We start from the raw sequence: 21,566 nt of genomic DNA, 5'->3' as shown, positions 1-21,566 counted from the left end.
ATGTTGAAAACTAACAATTTAAGTGTTGGATATGATAAAAAAGTGGTTGTAAGTGATATAAACATAGAGGTGAAAAAAGGAGAAATATTATGTCTTTTGGGAAGCAATGGAGCTGGAAAAACTACTATATTAAGGTCTCTATCTAAACTTATAACACCGATAAAAGGTGAAATATATTTAAACGATATGGATATAAGGCATATATCCAGAAAGACATTGTCTAAAATGATGGCTTTAGTACTTACAAATAGATTATTAGGAGATTTAATGACTGTACAAGATGTAGTTAATATGGGGAGATATCCTTATACAGGATTTTTTGGAAATCTCTCTAAAAAAGATTTAATGATGGTGGATGATTCATTAAAATCTGTAAATGCTCTTCATTTAAAAAAAAGATATTTTGATGAACTTAGTGATGGTGAAAAACAAAAAGTCTTGGTTGCAAGAGCATTAGTTCAAGAGCCAGAAATAATCATATTAGATGAACCTACAACCCATTTAGATATAAAGCATAGATTGGAACTTATGAATATACTAAAAAAACTAAGTAAGGAAAAATCAATATCAGTAATACTTTCATTACATGAAATAGATATAGCACTAAAAAGTTGTGATAAGGTTGCTCTTGTAAAAAATAACAAAGTTATAGCTTATGGTCAGCCAGAAGATATGGTAGACGAAAATATGATAAATTCACTCTATGAATTAGAGGATAAAAATTTTAATAGTTTATTAGGTGCAGTAGAAATTAGCAATAAATCAAAAAATGAAGTTTTTATAATTGGTGGAGGCGGTAAAGCAACACCAATCTACAGAGCTTTTACTAAAAGAGGCATAGGTATATATTCTGGCATAATACATGAAAATGATATTGATTATGAAATTGGTAGGACTATGGGCATAAAGTTGTTTACAGAAAAGCCATTTGAGTCAATAAGTGATGAAAGTTTCGATTTGGCTATTAGAAATTTAAATAATTCTAAGATTATAATAGACACAGGATTTAGCGTAGGAGAAACTAATAAAAGAAATATAGATATTATAAAAGAGGCTTTAAAAATAAATAAAAAAGTTTATTCATTTAGAAATAAAAGTGAGAGTAATAAGTATTATAAGAGTCTGAGTAATAATATAGAATATGTAGATAAAGTTTCTAAAATGGTGGATAGTATTGATATAAATAATTTACTGTAAATTGTAACTTATGGCATATTTAGAAATGATAAAATATATAAAAGAGTATCATAAGGAGATTTTTAAAGTGCATTTTTTAAATCTCTAGATACTCTTTTTTAGAAAATATTTATTTAGTAATACATTTTTTTATTGTGTATTTTCAATTACACACTTCAATAAAAAAATAATACTTTACAGATAACCAACAGCTTCTTCTCTAGTTAAAAAAAAGTGAATTCCTGTAGTTGATTCTTTCCATCTATTTTCATGAAAATTTTCAGCTACCACCATTTCTCCTACTCTATATATAAAATTTTCATCAGCATATGCACGAGCAGTTTTAAAAGATTCTTTGCCATCTATACTTGTAATCGACAGTACTTTTGCTTTATCACATCTACAAGCATTTGATGTAGCAGATACTCTTTTTGCGTCACTTGGTATTAATAATTGTACCATTCTAAAATTAAAACATTTTTTATAGCCTATAAATGCTCCTGTTTCAGGACAGTATAATTTAAAAAAACGAGTACTTTCATCTGATATTACTCCATCCAATGTAGCATATTCTAAATTAGAATTTTCTAGATTAGTACCTCTAATATCTGAGTTAGATAAATTACAAAATCTAAAATTTGCACCACTTAAGTCTGTATTTTTTAATATAGAGTTTTTTAATGAACAATCTGAAAAATAAGAATTCTTAAAGCTAGAGTTTTCTAAATCTGCATTTTCTAAATTTAAATTGATAAGGTCAGACCACGAAAAGTCAATATTACTTAAATAATATCCTCTTAAATCCATATTTTCTAATCTTACTTCTTTTAAATCAGCTCTTTCTCCATCGTTATTATTTTTAAGCCACAAATAATGTTTCTCAAGTGTTTTTTCTAATTCTTGTTTAGAAATAGTTTTCATTAAAATCACCTTCACAAATTTATTTTTATATATTTAGTAGCAAAATAGTCATATATTTAATTATATAACAATGAATAAAAAACTTCTAAATAATATATAAAATATTAAATATATTATTGAAGATTTATTATCTCTAGTAACATATAAATATTGGGTAAACATTTTTATGGTTTTATTTAAGGAATAAAATAATATCAGTGATACAATAATAAAAGTTTAGATATAAAAAAATTTGTGTATATACTATATGTAGTATATAATAGATAAAGCACTAACTATATGTAGTGCTTTTGTTTTTGAAAAATACTTATTATACTCTATAATTATAGGTTGTTTTTGGAATTTACGCTGATAAATATTAAAAGAAATAATAAGTAAATTAAATGAAATTATAGCACAAGATTATGTTAAAAGGACGGTAAATAATGAATTGGATAGAGCTTAACAATCAAGTGATAATTAAAAATGAACAAGGGAAATATCAACTGGAAAAGGATAAGGAAGCCCTAAGTAGTTACATAGAAGAATTTATAAATCCAAAGTTAAAGAAATTTAATAATCTAGAAGAAAGATTGAAGTATCTAATGGATGAAGGTTATTATTTAGAAGAAGTAATACATAAATATAGCATGGATTTTATCAAAAAGATATACAAACTTATCGAGGAACATAAATTTAAGTTTCAATCATATATGAGTGCAAATAAATTTTATCAAAATTATGCATTAAAAAGTAATGATGGAAAAGAGATATTAGAAACATATAATGAAAAAGTATTAATTGTAGCTTTAACATTAGGAAATGGTGATGAGAGTCTAGCTTTAAACTTGGCAGACAAAATAGTAAAACAAGAATTTCAACCAGCTACACCTACATTTTTAAATGCTGGAAGAAAGAGAGCAGGAGAAATGGTATCATGTTTTTTACTATCTGTAGAAGATAGCACAGAAGGTATTTCATATGCGATATCTTCATCAAATCATTTATCAAAAATAGGTGGAGGAGTTGCGTTAAACTTATCTAAGCTTAGAGCATCAGGTGAATCTATTAAAGATATAGAAGGTGCAGCTGGAGGTGTTGTTGGAGTAGCTAAAATGTTGGAACAATCATTCAGCTATTTTAATCAGATGGGAGCTAGACAAGGTTCTGGTGCAGTTTATCTCACAGTATTTCATCCTGATTTTGAATTATTGATGGATACTAAAAAGATAAATGCTGATGAAAAAATAAGACTTGCTACATTATCGCTGGGAGCTATTATACCTGATAAATTTATGGAGTTAGCAGAAAAAAATGAAGTAGCTTATGCATTTTATCCTCATACTGTGTATAAAAAGTATGGAGTTTACCTTGATGAGATAGAAATGAGTGAGTGGTATGATAGATTAGTTAATGATGAAGATATAAGAAAAAAAGAAATAAATCCTAGACAAATGTTGACTAAAATAGCACAAATGCAACAAGAAAGTGGATATCCATATGTAGTGTATATAGATACAGCCAATAGGGAACATACATTGAAAGAGGTTGGTATGGTAAAAATGTCTAACTTGTGTTGTGAAATCTTCCAGTATCAAACATCTTCAGAAATAGAAGGCTATGGTGGAGAAAATAAATGGGGTCAAGATATAAGTTGTAATCTTGGTTCTTTAAATATAGCAAATGTTATGGACAATAAAACTATAGAAAGCACAGTTGAGACATCAATAAGAGCATTGACATTTGTAGCAGATAAAACAGACATAAAGCCAGTGCCAACTGTAAATAATAGTAATAGCAAATCTCATTCTATAGGATTGGGAGCTATGAATTTGCATGGATACTTAGTAAGAGAAAATATTTTATATACTTCAGAGGATGCTGTAGAGTTTTCTGATGTATTTTTTGCAATGATTAGATATTATTCAATTAAAGCATCTATGAAAATAGCTATAGAAAAAAATCAAACTTTTGAAGGGTTTGAAAAATCAGAATATGCTAAGGGAAGAAAAAGCAAGGTATTATCAAAATACTATGAACAATCTTATCTACCTAAGCTAGAAAAGGTAAAAGCATTATTTGAAGGTATTTATATACCAACAAAAGAAGATTGGACAAAATTATTGGATGAGGTCAAAGAAAAAGGTATATATAATGCATATTTAATGGCAGTAGCCCCAACTCAAAGCATTAGTTATGTCCAAAATGCAACATCAAGTATAATGCCAATTACTGAGCCAGTAGAAGTAAGAACATATGGAGATTCAACTACAATATATCCAATGCCATTTTTAACTAATGAAAATATGTTGTATTATCAATCAGCATATAGAATGGATATGAGGAAAGTTATAGATTTAGTATCAATAGTTCAACAACATGTTGACCAAGGAATATCAACAACATTGTTTGTTACAGATGAAAAGACAACTAGAGATATAGCTAGACATTACATATATGCATATAAAAAAGGTCTTAAAAGTTTATATTACACAAGAACAAAGATGACAAGAGATACTCATGAGTGTCTAGTATGTTCAGTATAGGGAGAGAAATATATGACATTTAAATTACATAAAACACATGATGCAGTTAATTGGAATAAAGAAGAAGATGGATTCACACAGACTTTTTGGGAACAAAATGTAAAACAATTTTGGCTTCCTGAAGAAATATCTGTCTCTAAAGATATTAAGGTATGGAATGAATTAGATGATAATGAAAAAGACTTATATAAAAAAGTGTTAGGTGGACTGACATTATTGGATACAAAGCAAGGGAATAATGGAATTCCATCAATGATGGGTTTAACAGATAATCTTCAAAGAAAAGCAGTTTTATCTTTTATGGGTACTATGGAAGAAATACATGCAAAAAGTTATTCTTCCATATTTATGACTTTGCTTTCTAACTCCGAGATAGATGATTTATTTGAATGGATAGAAACAGAGCCAACATTACAACGAAAGGCTGATTTAGTTCTAGCTCAATATGAAAATACTACAAACCAAAAGAATTTATATTTATCAATGGTTACAAGCGTGTTTTTGGAGAGTTTCTTGTTTTATTCAGGATTCTTTTATCCATTGTATCTGTCTGGTCAAGGAAAAATGGTGGCTAGTGGAGAAATAATATCACTTATTCTTAGAGATGAATCTTTACATGGTAAATACATAGGGCTTCTTGCACAAGAGATATACAATTCATTTAATAATACTGATAAGAAAAAATTAGAAGATAAGATGTATTCTATACTTGCTAGTCTTATGGAAAATGAGATAGAGTATACAAATGTAATATATAAAGATAGTGGACTTGAAGAAGAGGTTGTAGATTTTTTGAAATACAATGCAAATAGAGCTTTAGAAAATTTAGGATTTGAAAGACTCTATAATGTAAATGCTATCAATCCAATTGTGTTAAATGGACTTAGTACTGAAACTAAAACACATGATTTCTTTTCAACTAAAGGTAATGGATATCAAAAAGGGGTCTATGAAGAGTTAGAAGATGAAGATTTTATAATATAATTTATTTTATAAAATGTGACACGCTGATGTCACCTTTAGCATGATAATATCAATGTATAAAATGTATATACGGAGGTATTTTTTATGAAATATGAATGGAGAAAAAAAGATAAAGAGTTATATTTACCTAAGAAGAATCCTGTGATAGTTGAAGTACCAGAGCAGAAATTTATCATGTTAAAAGGGAGTGGAGACCCAAATACTAAAGAATTTACTGAAGCAATAGGAGTACTTTACTCTTTGGCATATGCAATAAAAACCATGCCCCAAAAGGGAATTGTACCAGAAGGGTATTTTGATTATACTGTTTTTCCTTTAGAAGGTATATGGGATAAGGGAGAAAAAAGCAAATGCTCAGATATACTTATTAAAGAAGATTTGATTTATACTATAATGATACGTCAGCCAGATTTTGTTACACAAGACCTGTTAAATAAAGCTATTGATATATTAAAAAATAAGAAACCACATAATCTTCTTGAAAAAGTTAGATTTGGGTCTATTAATGAAGGTCTATGTGTTCAAATGCTTCATATAGGCTCATATGATGATGAACCAGAAAGCTTTGACATTATGAGAGAATTTTGTAAAAAAAATAAGCTTCTAAGAAAATCTTATATACATCGTGAAATTTATATAAGTGATGCTAGAAAAGTATCTCCTGAGTCATTGAAAACTGTTTTGCGTTTTGAAGTAGAAAGGGAAATGTAAACATTATATTATGATATTAGATTGCTTTATTTTTATACTATAATAAAGTAATGAGGTGATTATATGAAAAGTAATAGATTATTTGAAATTATTTATATCCTGTTAGATAAGAAAAGAGTAACTGCAACGGAGTTAGCTGAACACTTTGAAGTATCTAGGCGAACTATTTGTAGAGATATTGAAATATTGTCATCTTCTGGTATTCCAATTTATACTGATAAAGGTAGAAATGGTGGTATAGGTATTTTAGATAATTTTACTTTTGATAAATCTATTTTATCTGAGCAAGAGCAGAAAGAAATTCTAGCATCACTAGAGGGTTTAAATATGCTTAAATATCCAGATATGAATTCTACATTAGCAAAACTTAGAGCCTTGTTTTGTAAATCAGATTTAAATTGGATAACTGTTGATTTTTCTCATTGGTGTAGTAATAATGTAGAAAAAGATAAATTTATAAAGATAAAATCAGCTATATTAGATTGTAATATTATAACTTTTGAGTATATAAATACTTATGGAAAGATAACTAAACGTTGTGTAGAGCCACTTATGCTTTGGTTTAAAGAAAAGTCATGGTATATTAAAGCTTATTGTCGTCAAAAAAATGATTATAGAATTTTTAAGGTCGTAAGGATGAAGAATATCTGTATTTGTGAGCAGACATTTATACGAAGCATACCAATTGAAGTGGGAGAGATAAAAGAAGATAAGAATAAAAATATTATTTTAAAATTGAAAATTTCTAAAGATATAGCATATAGAGTTTATGATGAATTTGATATTGATAATATATTATACGATAACGATGGAAATTTTATTGTAAATGTACAGTATCCTCAAAATGATTGGATTTATGGATATGTGCTCTCTTTTGGAAATCACATTGAAGTATTAGAACCCATAGATGTTAGAGATAAGATTTTACAGATTGTTGATGATATTAAAATAAAATATTTATAATTATTGTAAAAAGTGAAGTATTAATTAGACTTCACTTTTTTAGTTTACTGGTAAAACCCAGTTTGATTTTTGTATAATATGTATATTTTTACATGTGTAACATTGACATCAAATTATCGAAACTAATTATATATTTGTCATTATAAGTAGATTAATAGTAAAATGTATATCTTATTGTTAAAATAAATTGAATGTATTATTTTAATATTGTAAGTAAAAAAGTGAAAAATTGTAAATAAACATTATTTTTTAAAGAAAAAATTAATATATTGACAAAAATAAAGTACTCATTTAAACTAATAGTTGAGAATAATATTCAATATTAAATAATAGGAGGAGCTATGAATAAATATCTTCTAATAAATCCAGTAGCAGAAAAAATGTATGAGGAAAAGTTTAATACTATTAAAGAAACTTTGATAAAAAAAGGGTACATAATGGTTGAATGTGAGGCACAATTAGAATATGTAAAGAATCAGTACAAAGAATATGCAAAAAAGACTGAAAACACGATATTAGATTGTAGATGTCCAGAAAGCATAAATCTTTTAAAAAGAAATAATTTGATAGATGGTTTTGAAGTTCCTATGATAGAACCAATATTAGTAAGGACTTGTAGAGTTTTATACGAAAAATATATTAAGAGTAAAGAGGATATGTTAATAGTAACCTGTCCATGTACACAATTAAGAGATTTTGCTAGTGAAAAATTTAAGGATAAAGATAATGCTCTATTTTATACATGGAAGGAATTTGCTGAAAAAGAAGGTATAAAATCACTTGGAAAAATAGATGAATCTCCAATTCCATTAGGGTATTTTAAGGATTCTTTTGAAAAAGTTCTTGAAGTGTCAAGCGAAGATGAAATATTAAGTAAAATACAAGAAATTAAAAATGGCTCTGAGGATAAGTATGATATAGTAGAAATGTTTTATTGTAAAGATGGATGTAATAATGGAGATGGTTTGTAAATGGGCAATAAAATTAATGATAAACTTTTAAGGTTAATAAAAAGTGTTTTGATATTTTTTATAATTCTTGTATTGTGGAAAATTACAAATTATCTTGGTATTTGGAGTGAATATATATTACCACCACCTGAAAAAGTGTATAGTACATTTTTAAATATGATAAATGATGGTTCAATATTTGTTAATGTATATGCAAGTATGAAAAGAGTTTTGATAGGGTTTGTAATAAGTACAATTATAGGTGTTCCTTTAGGTATATTCTTTGGAATTTATGGTAAAGTTTATGAGTACTTTAAATCATTAATAAATTTTTTGAGAAATACACCACCACTTGCTTTAATACCAATGCTTATATTGTGGTTTGGTATAGGTGAAGAATCAAAAATAATAATTATAATTTTGGCATCTTTTTTCCCAATCTTTACAAGTACATTAAAGGGGATTAGAAATTGTGATTCAAAGTTAATTGAAGTAGGTAGAGTATTTGAATTGTCAAAGCTTCAGATAATATTTAGAATAATTATTCCTAATGCAATTCTCGATATTGCTGTTGGTCTAAAGTTAGCACTTGGATATAGTTTTAGAGCAATTATAGGAGCTGAGCTTGTAGCTGCTTCGTCTGGTCTTGGATACTTAATATCTGATGGAAAAGAAATGTCTAGGACAGATGTTGTTATTGTAGGAATAATTGTAATTGGACTTCTAGGAATAATTACAGACTATATATTTTCAATTATTGTAAAAAAGGTAAGTAAGGGAAAGATGGTGGAAGCATATGAGTAATACAGTATGTAATTCTGGGTATATAATCAGAAATCTATCTAAAAGTTATAAAGTTGATAATGAAGAACATGTAGTGCTTAGTGATATTTCTTTAGATATAGACAGAAGTCATATAACTGTAATTTTAGGTGAAAGTGGATGTGGGAAGACTACTTTACTTAGGGCAATTGCATCACTTGAAGATATAAATAGTGGTGATATTAGGTTTGTAAAAGATAATAAAGAGTATAAACCTAATGTTGGTTTTGTATTTCAAGAAAGTAGATTGATGCCTTGGCTAAATGTGAGCGAAAACATAGCTTTTCACAATCAACAAAAAAGTAATCTTTTAAATAAAATATTCAATAAATTAAATCCCTCAAAAAGTACCATTAATAAAGATAGGCGTGATAATAATATTTATTTAAATGAGAAGAACAAAGTAAGTGAATCAAATAAGCAAGACAGTATTGATATAGAAAAATATCTTAAAATGATGAACTTACAGAAGTTTAAAAATTCTTATCCAAATGAGCTTTCAGGAGGTATGGCACAGAGAGTAAGTATAGCTAGAGCACTTTCTTTTAATCCAGATATGTTGTTTATGGACGAGCCTTTTTCAGCACTAGATTATTTTACAAGGATTGATATGCAAAATGAAGTTGTAAGAATACATAAGTCAACCAATAAAGGTGTAATATTTGTAACTCATGATATTGATGAAGCATTAAAGATAGGCAAGAAAATAGTTGTTTTTACAAATGAAAGAAAAATAGAAGAATTTAATATAGAGGATGATTATAATAGAGATTTAACTTCAAATTACTATATTAAATTAAAAAAAGATATTTTAATGACAATGAAATCAAATAAAGGCATTTAAAGAAATTAATAATATTTTAAGGAGTAAAATATGAAATTAAAAAAACTATTGATAGGTATAACAATATTGACACTTGCGACAGCATCTTTAGCTGGATGTGCAAAAAAGAATGATAGTGAAAATCTTTCAGAAATAAATTTAACTTATGTAAAATCACCACTAAATGTACCTTCTATAATTCAAAAACAGGATGATTTATTTGGGAAAGAATTTAAAAAGGATAATATAAAAGTTAATTTTCATGAAATTACTACAGGACCAGAGCAAACACAGGCTTTAGCTGCTGGAGAAATAGACTTTTTACATGCATTAGGTGGTACATCAGCTTTGATAGCTGCATCTAATGGAGTGGAATTAAAGATACTAAACACTTATAGTAGGTCACCAAAAGGATTTATGATTTTAACAAATAATGGTTCAATAAAATCAGCAGCAGATTTAGAAGGTAAGAAAGTAGCAGGACCAAAAGGGACTATATTACATCAAGTATTAATTGCAGCACTTGATAAAGAAGGATTAAGTATGGATGATGTAGAGTTTGTTAACATGGGTATTCCAGAAGCATCAGCAGCTCTTTCTGATGGTAGTGTTGATGCTGCATTGATTGCTGGACCAGCAGCTCTTAAAGCCATGAAGTCTGGAAGTAAACTTGTAGCAAATGGTGAAGGTTTAGTAGATGGCATAATAGTAACTGCTGTTAGTACGGATTTTGCTGAAAAACATCCAGAGGTAGTTGAAAGATTTATGAAAGTTGAAAAAGAAACTTTAGAATATGTAGATAATAACTTTGATGAAGCTATGGAAAAGGTAGCAAAAGAAGTTGATTTAAGCGTTGAAGAAACTAAAGAATTATATGCTTGGTATGATTTTAGTTTAGATATAACAGACAAAGATATATCTTCTCTTGAGGAGACACAAGACTTCTTAATAAAAAATGGATTACAAGAGAAAAAAGTAAACATAAAAGAATTAATATATAATGCTAAGTAGTAGTGATAATAGTGTTAAAAGTTTAAGTTACCTTAATTAAGGTAACTTTTTCTATTCTATTGATAAAAATATATGCTAATGGTATGTTTATATAGCGAAGAGATATGTTTTAATTTTAAATTATTAGAGTGTTTTTAAATATATAATATATTTATTTACAGATAGAAGAAGATATTTTTATAGTATTTTATATAAGGTATTTTATAATACAATTATATTAATAAAGTTAACAATAATATTTTATTATATATAGATACAAAGATATCATGCTTAATATAGATAGTATACAGGTATAAATATAATATATAATATTATGTAAATAAGTGTATATCAAACAAAAAATTAGAAAATTATAAGTATAAATATTACCAATAATTGTTAATAAATATTAATATACTGTATTTTGAAATTTAATAAATTGATAGATATCTGAGTAGGTATCTATACTATACATAAAGCCATATGTGAAAGTTATATGAATATATGGTAAATAAGAAAACTAAAATATGGAGGAATTATATGAGTCATAAAATATATATTGTAGAAGATGATATATCAATAAGTACATTACTTAAAGATTATATAGAGAAATATGGATTTGAAGTAATGGTTGAAGAAAACTTTGATAATATAATTACTACATTTGCAAATTTCAAGCCAGACTTAGTGCTTTTAGATGTAAATTTACCAAAATTTGATGGATTCTATTGGTGTAGATGTATTAGACAACAGTCAAACATTCCTATAATTTTTGTATCAGCTAGAGATAGTAATTTAGACCAGATTAGAGCTTTAGAAAGTGGAGCAGATGACTATATAACAAAGCCTTTTTATTATGATGTAGTAATGGCAAAGATAAAAAGTCAGATAAGAAGGGTATATGGTGAATATTCGCCTAAAATAGATGAGAGAATATTAGAACTAGATGGACTAAAATTTTATCCAGAAAGATTAGAGATAGAGTTAGAGGATAAGACTTTGGTTATCACCAAAAAAGAAGGAATATTACTTGAGTGTCTTATAAAAAAATACCCTAAAGTAGTAAGTAGAGATTATCTATTAGAAAAGATATGGGATGATATTGAGTTTGTAGAGGAAAATACTCTAAATGTAAATGTTAGCAGAATAAGAAAAAGATTTGAGGAGTTAGGTATAAATGATGCTGTTCAAACTGTACGAGGAGTAGGATATAAATTAAATAAAAATTGGTAAGGAGAAAATATGAAATTATTATTTAAAGATTGTAAAGGCTATATTTTTATATATTATTTAGGAATATCTATGACAATTATTTATTGTAGTCTTATGAAATTTATTAATGTAGAAGAAGCTTTGTATATCTTATTGTTTAGTACTTTTATATTATTATGTTTTTTGGTATATAAATATTATAAAAACAGAGAAGTATATACTATATTTACAAAAGGTATAAACTCCTTAGATGAATCCTTTTTATATTTAGGGAACTCTTTTTTCGGAGAAAACATATCAGTTATTTTAAAACAACAACATAGATTATATCAATCAATGATTCAAGAACATAAAAAAATACATAGTGAACACTTAACTTTTATCAACCAATGGATTCATCAAATGAAAACTCCAATATCAGTTATAAGTCTTCAACTTCAGGAATATGAAGGTGAAGAAGTTACTGAAAATATAAAAAAAGAGATAGATAGACTTAATAAAGGCTTAAACATGGCCATGTATTTCGCAAGAGTGGATGAATTTCAGAAAGATTTTGTGGTTGAAAAAGCTAATTTGAATGATATCATAGTAGATACTATAAATGAGGAAAAGAGATTATTCATAAAGAATGGTATAATTCCTAAAATACATATAGATAAATCTATTTATATTTATACAGATATAAAATGGATGAAATTTATAATAAATCAGTTAATTACAAATGGAGTTAAATATTCCAAAGATTACAGTAAAGATTTAATTATAAAATCTGAAGAAAATAATAAGTCTATAATTTTAAGTATAATAGACAAAGGTGTTGGAATTGTATCTAAAGATATAAAAAGAGTATTTGACCCATTTTTTACAGGAGAAAATGGACGTAAATTTGGAGAATCCACAGGTATGGGACTCTATTTAGTAAAAAAAGTATGTGACAACTTAGGTCATATGGTCAATATAAAATCAGAAGTTGGGAAAGGAACTGAAGTTTCAATAATATTCAGTAAAGATAATATAAACTAATAAGAGGCTATTTTAAGATGGATTAATATTGTATTTATAATTTAAATATCTTGTTAAAATTAATATGTCCATATATTTTAATGAGATTTATAATTATACAATCTAATTTTAAAATAGTTTATTTTTTGCAAACATTACATAGATGTAATGTTTGTGTAATGTTTGTAGATAGTGAAACTTTCTAATGTCAATTAAAATTAGTATAAGAAATGACATAAGAAAAGAAATTTTAAGAAGATTATATAGTAAGGAAAGGGTGTTTATCAATGAGTTTGGATATCATTTTTATATTAAAATCAATCATAATAGCTATAGTGGAGGGACTTACAGAATTTATTCCAGTATCATCTACAGGTCATATGATTTTGGTGGGAAGTTTGATAGATTTTAAAGGTCAATTTGCTGAAATGTTTGAAGTTGTAATACAACTTGGAGCTATCCTAGCAGTAGTAGTACTTTATTGGAAAAAAATAAAGAATAGTGTTATAGAGTTTTTTAAATTTATATTTACTGGAGGAAAGGAAGGAAAAACTGGATTTAAGTTTGGAATAAATGTTATTGTAGGTTGCATACCATTTGGAATTGTGGGAGTTATATTTTATGATAACATAAAAGCATTGTTTAATTTACAATCTGTAATTGTAGGGTTTATAGTTGGAGGAATCTTATTATTAGTTGTAGAAACTCTATTCAGAAAAAAGAAGCACTCAACAGATAATATAGATAAAATTACTCCAGTACAAGCTTTGAAGATTGGTATATTACAAGTTTTATCTGCGTGGCCGGGAATGTCAAGAAGTGCATCCACTATTATGGGTGGATGGATAGCAGGGCTTAATTCTCCTACAGCAGCGGAATTTTCTTTTTTCTTAGCTATACCAGCAATGGTAGCTTCTTCAGGACTAGATTTATTTGAATTTGATTATTCAATAATGACACCAACTTTATGGATTGCTTTAATTGTTGGGTTTATAGTAGCTTTTCTTGTGTCTATAGTAGTTATGGAAAAGTTCGTAAATTTTTTAAAGAAAAAACCAATGAGAGTATTTGCTGTATATAGAATAGTGGCAGGTATAGTACTTGCTGTATTAGCTTTTACTAACATAATTAGTATATAAACTAAAATAAATTCAGTATTTATATAAAATTTCTTTAATTAATATGAGTAGTATTTAATATATACTGCATGTCATTTTATAACTTATAAAGGAGCTATAAATAATGAAAACTTTAATTGTGAGTAATTTGAGCAAGGTATATGGTAAAAAAATGATTTTTAATGCATTAAACAATATAAGTTTTAGTATAGATGATGGAGAATTTGTAGGAATTATGGGACCATCTGGAAGTGGAAAGACCACTCTTTTAAATATGATTTCTACTATAGATAAGCCAACTACAGGAAAAATAGAATTAAAAGGTAAAAATCCATTATCACTAAAAGGTGAAGAACTTGCATTATTTAGACGAAGAGAGTTGGGGTTTGTATTTCAAGATTTTAATCTATTGGATACTTTAACTATTGGCGAAAATATAGTATTGCCATTGACATTGGATAAGGTAAGTGTAAAAGAGCAAGATGAAAAGCTAAATGAAGTATCTAAAATTTTAGGTATAGAAGACTTATTAAATAAAAGAACTTTTGAAGTGTCTGGCGGTCAAGCTCAGAGAACTGCTATTGCTAGGGCCTTAATCAATAAACCATCAATACTTTTGGCAGATGAGCCAACAGGTAATTTAGATTCAAAGTCATCAAAGACTGTAATGGAACTATTTCAAAAGATAAATAAAGACAATAAAGTCACTACTATGATGGTAACTCATGACCCATTAGCAGCAAGCTATTGTAATCGTATTTTATTTATAAAGGATGGAGCTATATACAATGAAATATATAAGGAAAATAGTAGAGAACAATTTTATCAAGAAGTAATGGATGTGCTTACATTATTGGGAGGAGATAATTAATGAACATAAAACAATTTGCCATTAATAATATTTCAAGAAATATTAAAGCATATCTAGGATATTTAACAAGTATTGTTATATCCTCGTCACTACTTTTTTCTTTTATTATGTTTACAGGTCATCCAGATTTAGATATATCTCAATTTCCTGACTATTTAAAAGAAGGGCTTAAGATGAGTAAAATAATTGCATATTTGTTTTTATTCTTCTTTGTATTTTATTCAGTGAGTGTTTTTCTTAAAAGTAGATATAAAGAGTTTGGAATACTCTATATTACAGGTATATCAAAACGACAAGTAATGAAATTGGTTCTTATAGAAAATATAGTAATAAATATAGTATCTTCTGTAATTGGAATAATAGTAGGTTTAATTTTTTCAAAGGTATTTTTAGTAGTTATGTCTACCTTTTTAGAATTATCACCTCTAAACTTTTATATACCATTAAATGCAATGTTTTCCACTTTAATTTATTTTATGGTTTTAGCTATATTAACATCTATATTTACTTCTTTTATAATTAAAGAAAATCAAGTATTGAGGTTACTTAAAGGTACAAAAACTCCAAAACCAGAGCCTAAAACATCACTAATACTTGCTATATTAAGTATTTGTCTGTTTGTAATAGCATATTATAGTGCTGTTACATCAACTGACCAGTATACAACTTATTTACGATTAGTTCCAGTTACATCTCTTACTATAGTAGCAACTTATTTATTCTTTTCTCAATTTAGTGTGTACTTTATAAAAAAATTGAAGATGAAGAAAAGTTTTTATAGAAGAAATACAAATATGCTTTGGATTTCAAATTTAATTTATAAGGTAAAGGATAATGCTAGGATATTCTTTTTGATAACTATAACTTCTGCAGTGGCATTCACTGCTATAGGTACAGTTTACTCATTTTGGAAAGATGTAAAACGTCAAATTAATTTAATATACCCTAACACAATATATTATTCAACAATGACTCTGCATAATGACACTAATAAACCTGATAGTAAAGAGAAAGATAAGGAAAGAATGAGTTTTATAGAAAGTAAGTTAAAAAAAGAAGGTATAGATTATGAAAGAGTTAATGGTGAGTTTAAAACTGTATTTCCTAAGAAAAGTGATTTTAATGTAAGAATAATTAAAGAATCCAAGTACTTAGAAATTACGAAGAGTATAGGGGTTAAGCCTATAAATTTTGAAGATAATGAATGTATATCATTATTTTCATCAGGACTACCTGGTAATAAAAAGGTAAAAGAAAATGTCATTATAGGGAATATAAGCTTAAGAGTGGCAAAACAGGTAGAAGAATGTGTTATGCCAGCATATTATAAAAATATGTATGTGGTAAAGGATAATTTTTATGATAGTATAAAATCAAAATTTATAGTAGATAGATTCTCAGCATTTGAGGTAAAAGGTTCAAGTGAAACTATAGATGTATGTAAACAATTCGAAGATAAATTTGATAATGAGTCTGGAATGCAACCATATTTGTTTTTCTCCAAAGAATTAATGATAGAAACTGGTAAACTAACATATTCTACATTTATGTTTTTAGCAATATTTATAGGTTTAATTTTCTTTGTTACTACAAGCAGTTTCTTATATAATAAGTTTTATATGGATTGTCAAGTTGACAAGAAAAAGTATGAACAGTTAAATAAATTGGGAATGACATATAAGGAGATTAAGAGAGCTTCAACCATTGAGATTGGGATTGTGTTTTTGTTACCTTATGTAGTAGCTGTTATACATTCGATATTTGCACTTACTGCACTGAAAAATTCATTTGATATAGAGGTTGCGTCATCTGCGATTTTAGTAATGGGAAGCTTGTTTATAGTTCAAATAGTGTATTTCTTACTTGTAAGAAATAGTTATTTAAAAGAGATAAGATTAAATTTAGTCAATTTTTAATGGATATAATTAACTAATAACAAAAAGGTTTAAAATTAATTAATATTACTGAAATTATAAATGTTTATTTTTTCAGTAATATTTTTTATTGTATTAATTATTAAGATTCTATACGAATATGACATAATAAATGTCAAAATTATAAAAATATTCTACTTATATAAAGTATAAAGAGGTTATATGCACATATCTGTAGAAATAAATAATATAAAATATTAATTAATGTTATTAGGGGGTGTTATTTATTAGTAAATTAGCTAATGCATTGAGAATGATGATATTAATTCAAAGTAGAGGTAAAATGAAATGCAAAGAGTTAGCAGAAGAGTTGGAAGTAAGTGAAAGGCAAATAAAAAGTTACAAAGAATATTTGGAACAAGCAGGCATATTTGTAAACTCAACACCTGGAATTTATGGTGGTTATGAAATAGATAAATGTAATAGCCTTTCATACATTAGATTATTAGATAATGAAGTTTCAATTCTAGATATGATAAATTCACAACTAAAGTATAATAATGATATTTATAAAAATGAATTTAATAATATTGTAGACAAAATAAAAGCAGTATTAAATACAGGGGAAAAAAGCGATACATATATGGATTATTTCACAATACAAGCAAAATGTAATTGTGATTATGGATTTGAAAAAAAGAAATGCAATGAAATAACTAGAGCATATACAACAAAACGTAAAATTAAGATAAAATATTATTCTTTGAATTCTGGAAATAGTGAAAGAGTTGTACATCCATATGGTTTGTTTAACTATAAATCAGATACTTATATGGTAGCTTTTTGTGAAAAAAGACTTAAGTTTATAGATTTTAAATTATGTAGAATTAAAGATTATATTGTTTTAGACGAAAAATATATTGTAGATAGAAATTTCAATTGGAACGAATATAGTAAGAATAGTATAGGTATTTACAAAGGAGAAGAAATTAATATAGCTATAAAAATTAAGCAACCATTTGCAACAATTATAAGGGAAAAGGTATGGGTTAATAATCAACAAATTAGTGATGTTGATGAAGAATCTATATTGTTTAAAGCTAAAATGAGAGGTTATGAGGAAATAAAAAGCTGGATTTTAAGTATGGGAGCTTATGTTGAAGTCATAGAACCTGAGAGACTGAAGAATGATATCCTATCTGAAATTGAAAAATTGAGAAAACTTTACTAATTTTTTTAATTAGTTTTATATTAAGACAGGTATAGTTCACGGTCTAGTGTTAATATAGTAGTTGAGAGAGATTTGTGTACGATTTATGTCTTTTAATCATGATAGTAGTTTTATATTAACTAAGTTGTATGTAAAGTGGATTGGAAAGTAGAAGAAGTTTCAAAGCTATTAGGTTTTATATTAACTAAATAATATCTAAATAAAACATACATATTCTATAAATAATAATAAGAAAGCAATAAAAAAATGAGGTGAAATAAAATTTATGATAAGAAAATCAAATAACAAAGATATAGAAAAAATAATGGAAATATGGGAAGAAAGTACAATCAAAGCACATGATTTTATAAATAAAGATTATTGGAAAAATAACTACAATACTGTCAAAAACGAATATATGCCTATATCTGAAACTTTTGTATATGATGACGAAGAAGAAATAAAAGGATTTATAAGTATTATAGACAATGAATTTATAGGAGCATTGTTTATAAGTACAAATTATCAAAACTTAGGAATAGGAAGTAAACTTTTAGACTATGCACTTAAAGAATATAAAAATCTAAGTTTAGCAGTATATAAAGATAATAAAAAGGCAGTTGTATTTTATATCAAAAAAGGTTTTAATATAGTAAAAGAACAAATAAATGAAGATTCAGGATTTAAAGAATATATAATGGAATATAGTAAACAACTTTAGTATATTCACATTAGAATAGTAATAAAAGAATTTATTACTCGAATAGATGTATTTTTATAATAGTAAACTTTAAAATCATGAATTATATATGCTTGTAATTTAATCAATATTACAAAATATATAACTATGGGAGGATAAAATAATGAATAAAAGAGCATTTATGTATTATTTTAGAATAAGAGGATAGCGCACAAGTTGTGGCTATTTTACAAAAACCTATAACATAATTTTATATAAGATAGAAAAATATACCTTATATAAGTAGCCATAATTTCGTGCTGTTTAAATTGAATAGTAATACTAAAACTATTTATGATAAAGAATTATTTGAATCAAGACATGAAATATATAATTCTAAAGTATATGATAATTTAATAGAAGAAACAAAGTATGTAATGCATAACCACATTTTAGATGCTGGATGTGGAGAAGGATATTTCTTAAATAAATTATATGAAGATAAAAATATTAAATATAATTTCTCCTGCAAATTATAAGGAATTTACAAGGGCTTTAAATGATGATGGAATAATAGTAAAGATTGTACAATAATCAAATTATTTAAAAGAAATAAGGAAAAGTATACAGGGAAATATAAAGAATAATGATTATAATAATAAAAACATTGTAGCTGGATTTAAAAAACACCTTGATGTAATTTATGAAAATAGAATCAATTATAAAACTGATATCAATATATTAAATTTAATGAACTTAGTTAAAATGACTCCTTTAACATCAACATCAGATGAAGAAGAGATTTTAAGGTTGATAGAGTCAGGGATATCTAATATAATAATTGATTTAAGAGTTATGGTCGGTACATTAAAGAGATAGAAAATAAAATTTGTCCAAAATTAATAAAAATTATATTACTAAAAATTGCTATGAAATTAGTTTAATAATATCTAATTTCATAGCAATTTTAATTACTATTAAAGTGTCTATGTAAAAAGCATTTAAATTATATCTCCAAATATGTCCACAAAAATTTCTATAATAATATTTAATAACATAGTATTCTTATTTGAAATTATTTTTAAAATATAAAATATTAAAGCTTAAAATATTCTCGTTGAGAAGAATCTATTTCAGAACCACAATTGCTACAACAATAAGACGTTGAAACATACCCAAATTCTTCAGTATTCTCATTAAACTCCATTTTTTTCTTTGCAATAATTCCTACTTTAGTTAAGCTAGAGCCACAATTATCACAGTTTTGAATTTTACAAATACTATACAATTTGTCAGTAGTTACATTCTCTATTAATTTATCACAATTACAACATTTAATAGAAGAAATCTCATTAGATACTTCAATCGGTTCAGCATCTTGAAAAGAAAATTTATATGTTATATCATTTGACACTCTATAGCCTGTATCAAAAATATTTGTATTACAATTTGGACACATATATTTTGGAATATATACATCTTTTTTTTCAAAAGTGTCCTTTTCAGTATTGCGATTTGAATCATCTAAAGAGGAGTTTTCACCTATGGTATATTTTTTATTTAAGTTTAAAAGGTAATTGTAAATCTTTTTATCTTTATTTTGTTTTGCTGTGTATAAAAAATGACTCATTATATCTGGATAGTCTTTATTTTTTGATGGCATATTTAAATCTATATAATTGTTTTCAATTGCAAAAGATAGTATATTGTAATAATCATATTTTACTGCAAAAAATAATAACATTTCATCAAAAACTTTATCTACTATCTTATCAGAAATACTTATCCAAAAATCTGGGGATTCTAGATAAACTTTTTTACTAAGTTCATCTAGTTCTTTATCTATGTTGTTTAATTGATTTTCATTAGTTTTCATATTGTCACTTCCTTGTTAATTTATTATATGAAATAAAATCTCATATAAAATATATCATATTATAATTTACAAGTATAGGGCAAATAGATTTGTTTATAAGTAAAATTTTATAAATAACCATTAAAACATAAAGGATTAGAAGCAAGTTTACTTATAAGTTGAATGTAAACCTATACAATATTTTAGGTTGACAAAAAAACAGCTTTCTTTTATACTAAAACAAAGCTTTAATAGAAGATTTGTATATGTACATATAAACTAAATTGAATAAGACATATGAAGGGAATTATGAAAATGAAAAATAATAGAGTAAATATTCAAGATTTAACTAAAATGTCAATATGTGTAGCATTATTATGTATATCATCATACATATATATACCATTACCATTTACACCAGCAGGAGTAACAGCACAAACAATAATGATAAATCTAATAGCTTTAATATTAACACCAAGACAAGCATTTAGTACAGTTGGTGTATACATAATGATAGGTTTAATTGGAATACCTGTATTTGGAGGAGGAGCATCTGGAATTGGTAAATTACTAAGTCCAACAGGTGGTTTTTATTTTGGATTTTTATTTGCAGCACTAATTATTAGCTTATTAAAAGGTAAAAATAATGATATTAAGAGATATATACCAATAACAATTTTTGTTGGTATGCCTATTATATATTTTATGGGAACAGTATTTATGTGTTACTTTAATCAAATGACGGTAGAAGCAGCACTTTTTGCAGCTGTTGTACCATTTTTAATTGGAGATACAATAAAAGCAATTATTGCATCTTTTTTAGGTGTTAAATTAAATAACGTACTAAAAAGAAATCTATGATGAAGAGAGGATATAATGT

The 21,566-nt window shown here is 26.1% G+C and carries 21 protein-coding genes; 19 read left to right on the top strand and 2 right to left on the bottom strand.

Annotated features, from left to right (window positions below; all coding sequences use genetic code 11):
- Positions 1-1,197 carry an ABC transporter ATP-binding protein gene (locus tag IC218_RS10480; protein ID WP_227433928.1) on the top strand — a complete coding sequence of 399 codons (1,197 nt, stop codon included), beginning with the start codon at positions 1-3 and terminating at the stop codon, positions 1,195-1,197.
- Between the two features lie 174 nt (positions 1,198-1,371).
- Here the strand turns inward: IC218_RS10480 and IC218_RS10475 are convergent, their stop codons facing one another.
- Positions 1,372-2,097 carry a pentapeptide repeat-containing protein gene (locus IC218_RS10475; RefSeq protein WP_227824368.1) on the bottom strand — a complete coding sequence of 242 codons (726 nt, stop codon included), beginning with the start codon at positions 2,095-2,097 and terminating at the stop codon, positions 1,372-1,374.
- Between the two features lie 425 nt (positions 2,098-2,522).
- Here IC218_RS10475 and nrdE point away from each other — a divergent pair, with 425 nt between their 5' ends.
- From nrdE to IC218_RS21895, 17 genes are all read left to right on the top strand, one after another.
- Positions 2,523-4,622, top strand: coding sequence for a class 1b ribonucleoside-diphosphate reductase subunit alpha (nrdE, locus tag IC218_RS10470; RefSeq protein WP_227824367.1), 2,100 nt, complete (start codon positions 2,523-2,525; stop codon positions 4,620-4,622).
- Between the two features lie 12 nt (positions 4,623-4,634).
- Positions 4,635-5,606: a class 1b ribonucleoside-diphosphate reductase subunit beta gene (nrdF, locus tag IC218_RS10465; protein WP_227824366.1), complete on the top strand. Its 972-nt coding sequence runs from the start codon at positions 4,635-4,637 to the stop codon at positions 5,604-5,606.
- 84 nt (positions 5,607-5,690) lie between these two features.
- The gene (locus IC218_RS10460) at positions 5,691-6,317 is read left to right on the top strand and encodes a GyrI-like domain-containing protein (protein WP_227824365.1); all 627 of its coding nucleotides are present in this window, start codon (positions 5,691-5,693) and stop codon (positions 6,315-6,317) included.
- 63 nt (positions 6,318-6,380) lie between these two features.
- A complete protein-coding gene (locus IC218_RS10455) occupies positions 6,381-7,280 on the top strand; it encodes a helix-turn-helix transcriptional regulator (RefSeq protein WP_227824364.1) in 900 nt (299 codons plus the stop codon).
- A gap of 341 nt (positions 7,281-7,621) precedes the next feature.
- A complete protein-coding gene (locus IC218_RS10450) occupies positions 7,622-8,251 on the top strand; it encodes a hypothetical protein (RefSeq protein WP_227482012.1) in 630 nt (209 codons plus the stop codon).
- Entirely contained in the window at positions 8,252-9,034 is a 783-nt protein-coding gene (locus tag IC218_RS10445; protein ID WP_227824363.1) for an ABC transporter permease, read from the top strand. It abuts the gene before it with no gap.
- Entirely contained in the window at positions 9,027-9,896 is an 870-nt protein-coding gene (locus IC218_RS10440) for an ABC transporter ATP-binding protein (RefSeq protein WP_227433936.1), read from the top strand. Before IC218_RS10445 ends, IC218_RS10440 begins: the two co-directional genes overlap by 8 nt.
- Positions 9,897-9,926: 30 nt before the next feature.
- On the top strand, positions 9,927-10,886 hold the full coding sequence (locus IC218_RS10435; protein WP_227824362.1) for an ABC transporter substrate-binding protein: 960 nt from the start codon (positions 9,927-9,929) through the stop codon (positions 10,884-10,886).
- Between the two features lie 519 nt (positions 10,887-11,405).
- On the top strand, positions 11,406-12,098 hold the full coding sequence (locus tag IC218_RS10430) for a response regulator transcription factor (protein WP_227433938.1): 693 nt from the start codon (positions 11,406-11,408) through the stop codon (positions 12,096-12,098).
- A 9-nt stretch (positions 12,099-12,107) separates the two neighbouring features.
- On the top strand, positions 12,108-13,100 hold the full coding sequence (locus IC218_RS10425; protein WP_227433939.1) for a sensor histidine kinase: 993 nt from the start codon (positions 12,108-12,110) through the stop codon (positions 13,098-13,100).
- Positions 13,101-13,366: 266 nt separating this feature from the next.
- On the top strand, positions 13,367-14,218 hold the full coding sequence (locus IC218_RS10420) for an undecaprenyl-diphosphate phosphatase (protein ID WP_227824361.1): 852 nt from the start codon (positions 13,367-13,369) through the stop codon (positions 14,216-14,218).
- 103 nt (positions 14,219-14,321) lie between these two features.
- Positions 14,322-15,068: an ABC transporter ATP-binding protein gene (locus IC218_RS10415; RefSeq protein ID WP_227433941.1), complete on the top strand. Its 747-nt coding sequence runs from the start codon at positions 14,322-14,324 to the stop codon at positions 15,066-15,068.
- Entirely contained in the window at positions 15,068-16,984 is a 1,917-nt protein-coding gene (locus IC218_RS10410; protein WP_227824360.1) for an FtsX-like permease family protein, read from the top strand. The genes IC218_RS10415 and IC218_RS10410 overlap by 1 nt, the downstream gene beginning before the upstream one ends.
- Positions 16,985-17,219: 235 nt before the next feature.
- Positions 17,220-18,173, top strand: a complete 954-nt coding sequence (locus IC218_RS10405; RefSeq protein WP_227433943.1) for a WYL domain-containing protein — start codon at positions 17,220-17,222, stop codon at positions 18,171-18,173.
- Positions 18,174-18,438: 265 nt separating this feature from the next.
- Positions 18,439-18,873: an N-acetyltransferase gene (locus tag IC218_RS10400; protein ID WP_227824359.1), complete on the top strand. Its 435-nt coding sequence runs from the start codon at positions 18,439-18,441 to the stop codon at positions 18,871-18,873.
- A 275-nt stretch (positions 18,874-19,148) separates the two neighbouring features.
- Positions 19,149-19,370, top strand: coding sequence for a hypothetical protein (locus IC218_RS10395; protein WP_227433952.1), 222 nt, complete (start codon positions 19,149-19,151; stop codon positions 19,368-19,370).
- A gap of 211 nt (positions 19,371-19,581) precedes the next feature.
- Entirely contained in the window at positions 19,582-19,710 is a 129-nt protein-coding gene (locus tag IC218_RS21895) for a hypothetical protein (RefSeq protein ID WP_255616384.1), read from the top strand.
- 217 nt (positions 19,711-19,927) lie between these two features.
- Here the strand turns inward: IC218_RS21895 and IC218_RS10390 are convergent, their stop codons facing one another.
- Positions 19,928-20,707, bottom strand: coding sequence for a hypothetical protein (locus IC218_RS10390; protein WP_227824358.1), 780 nt, complete (start codon positions 20,705-20,707; stop codon positions 19,928-19,930).
- Between the two features lie 294 nt (positions 20,708-21,001).
- On the opposite strand from IC218_RS10390, the gene IC218_RS10385 reads away from it, so the two are divergent.
- Positions 21,002-21,547 carry a biotin transporter BioY gene (locus IC218_RS10385; protein WP_227433954.1) on the top strand — a complete coding sequence of 182 codons (546 nt, stop codon included), beginning with the start codon at positions 21,002-21,004 and terminating at the stop codon, positions 21,545-21,547.
- Positions 21,548-21,566 lie beyond the last annotated feature (19 nt).

It is taken from the genome of Clostridioides sp. ES-S-0005-03 (assembly GCF_020658455.1).
In the GTDB taxonomy this organism is placed as follows: domain Bacteria; phylum Bacillota; class Clostridia; order Peptostreptococcales; family Peptostreptococcaceae; genus Clostridioides.
This window is presented reverse-complemented; position numbering and strand designations above follow the sequence as displayed.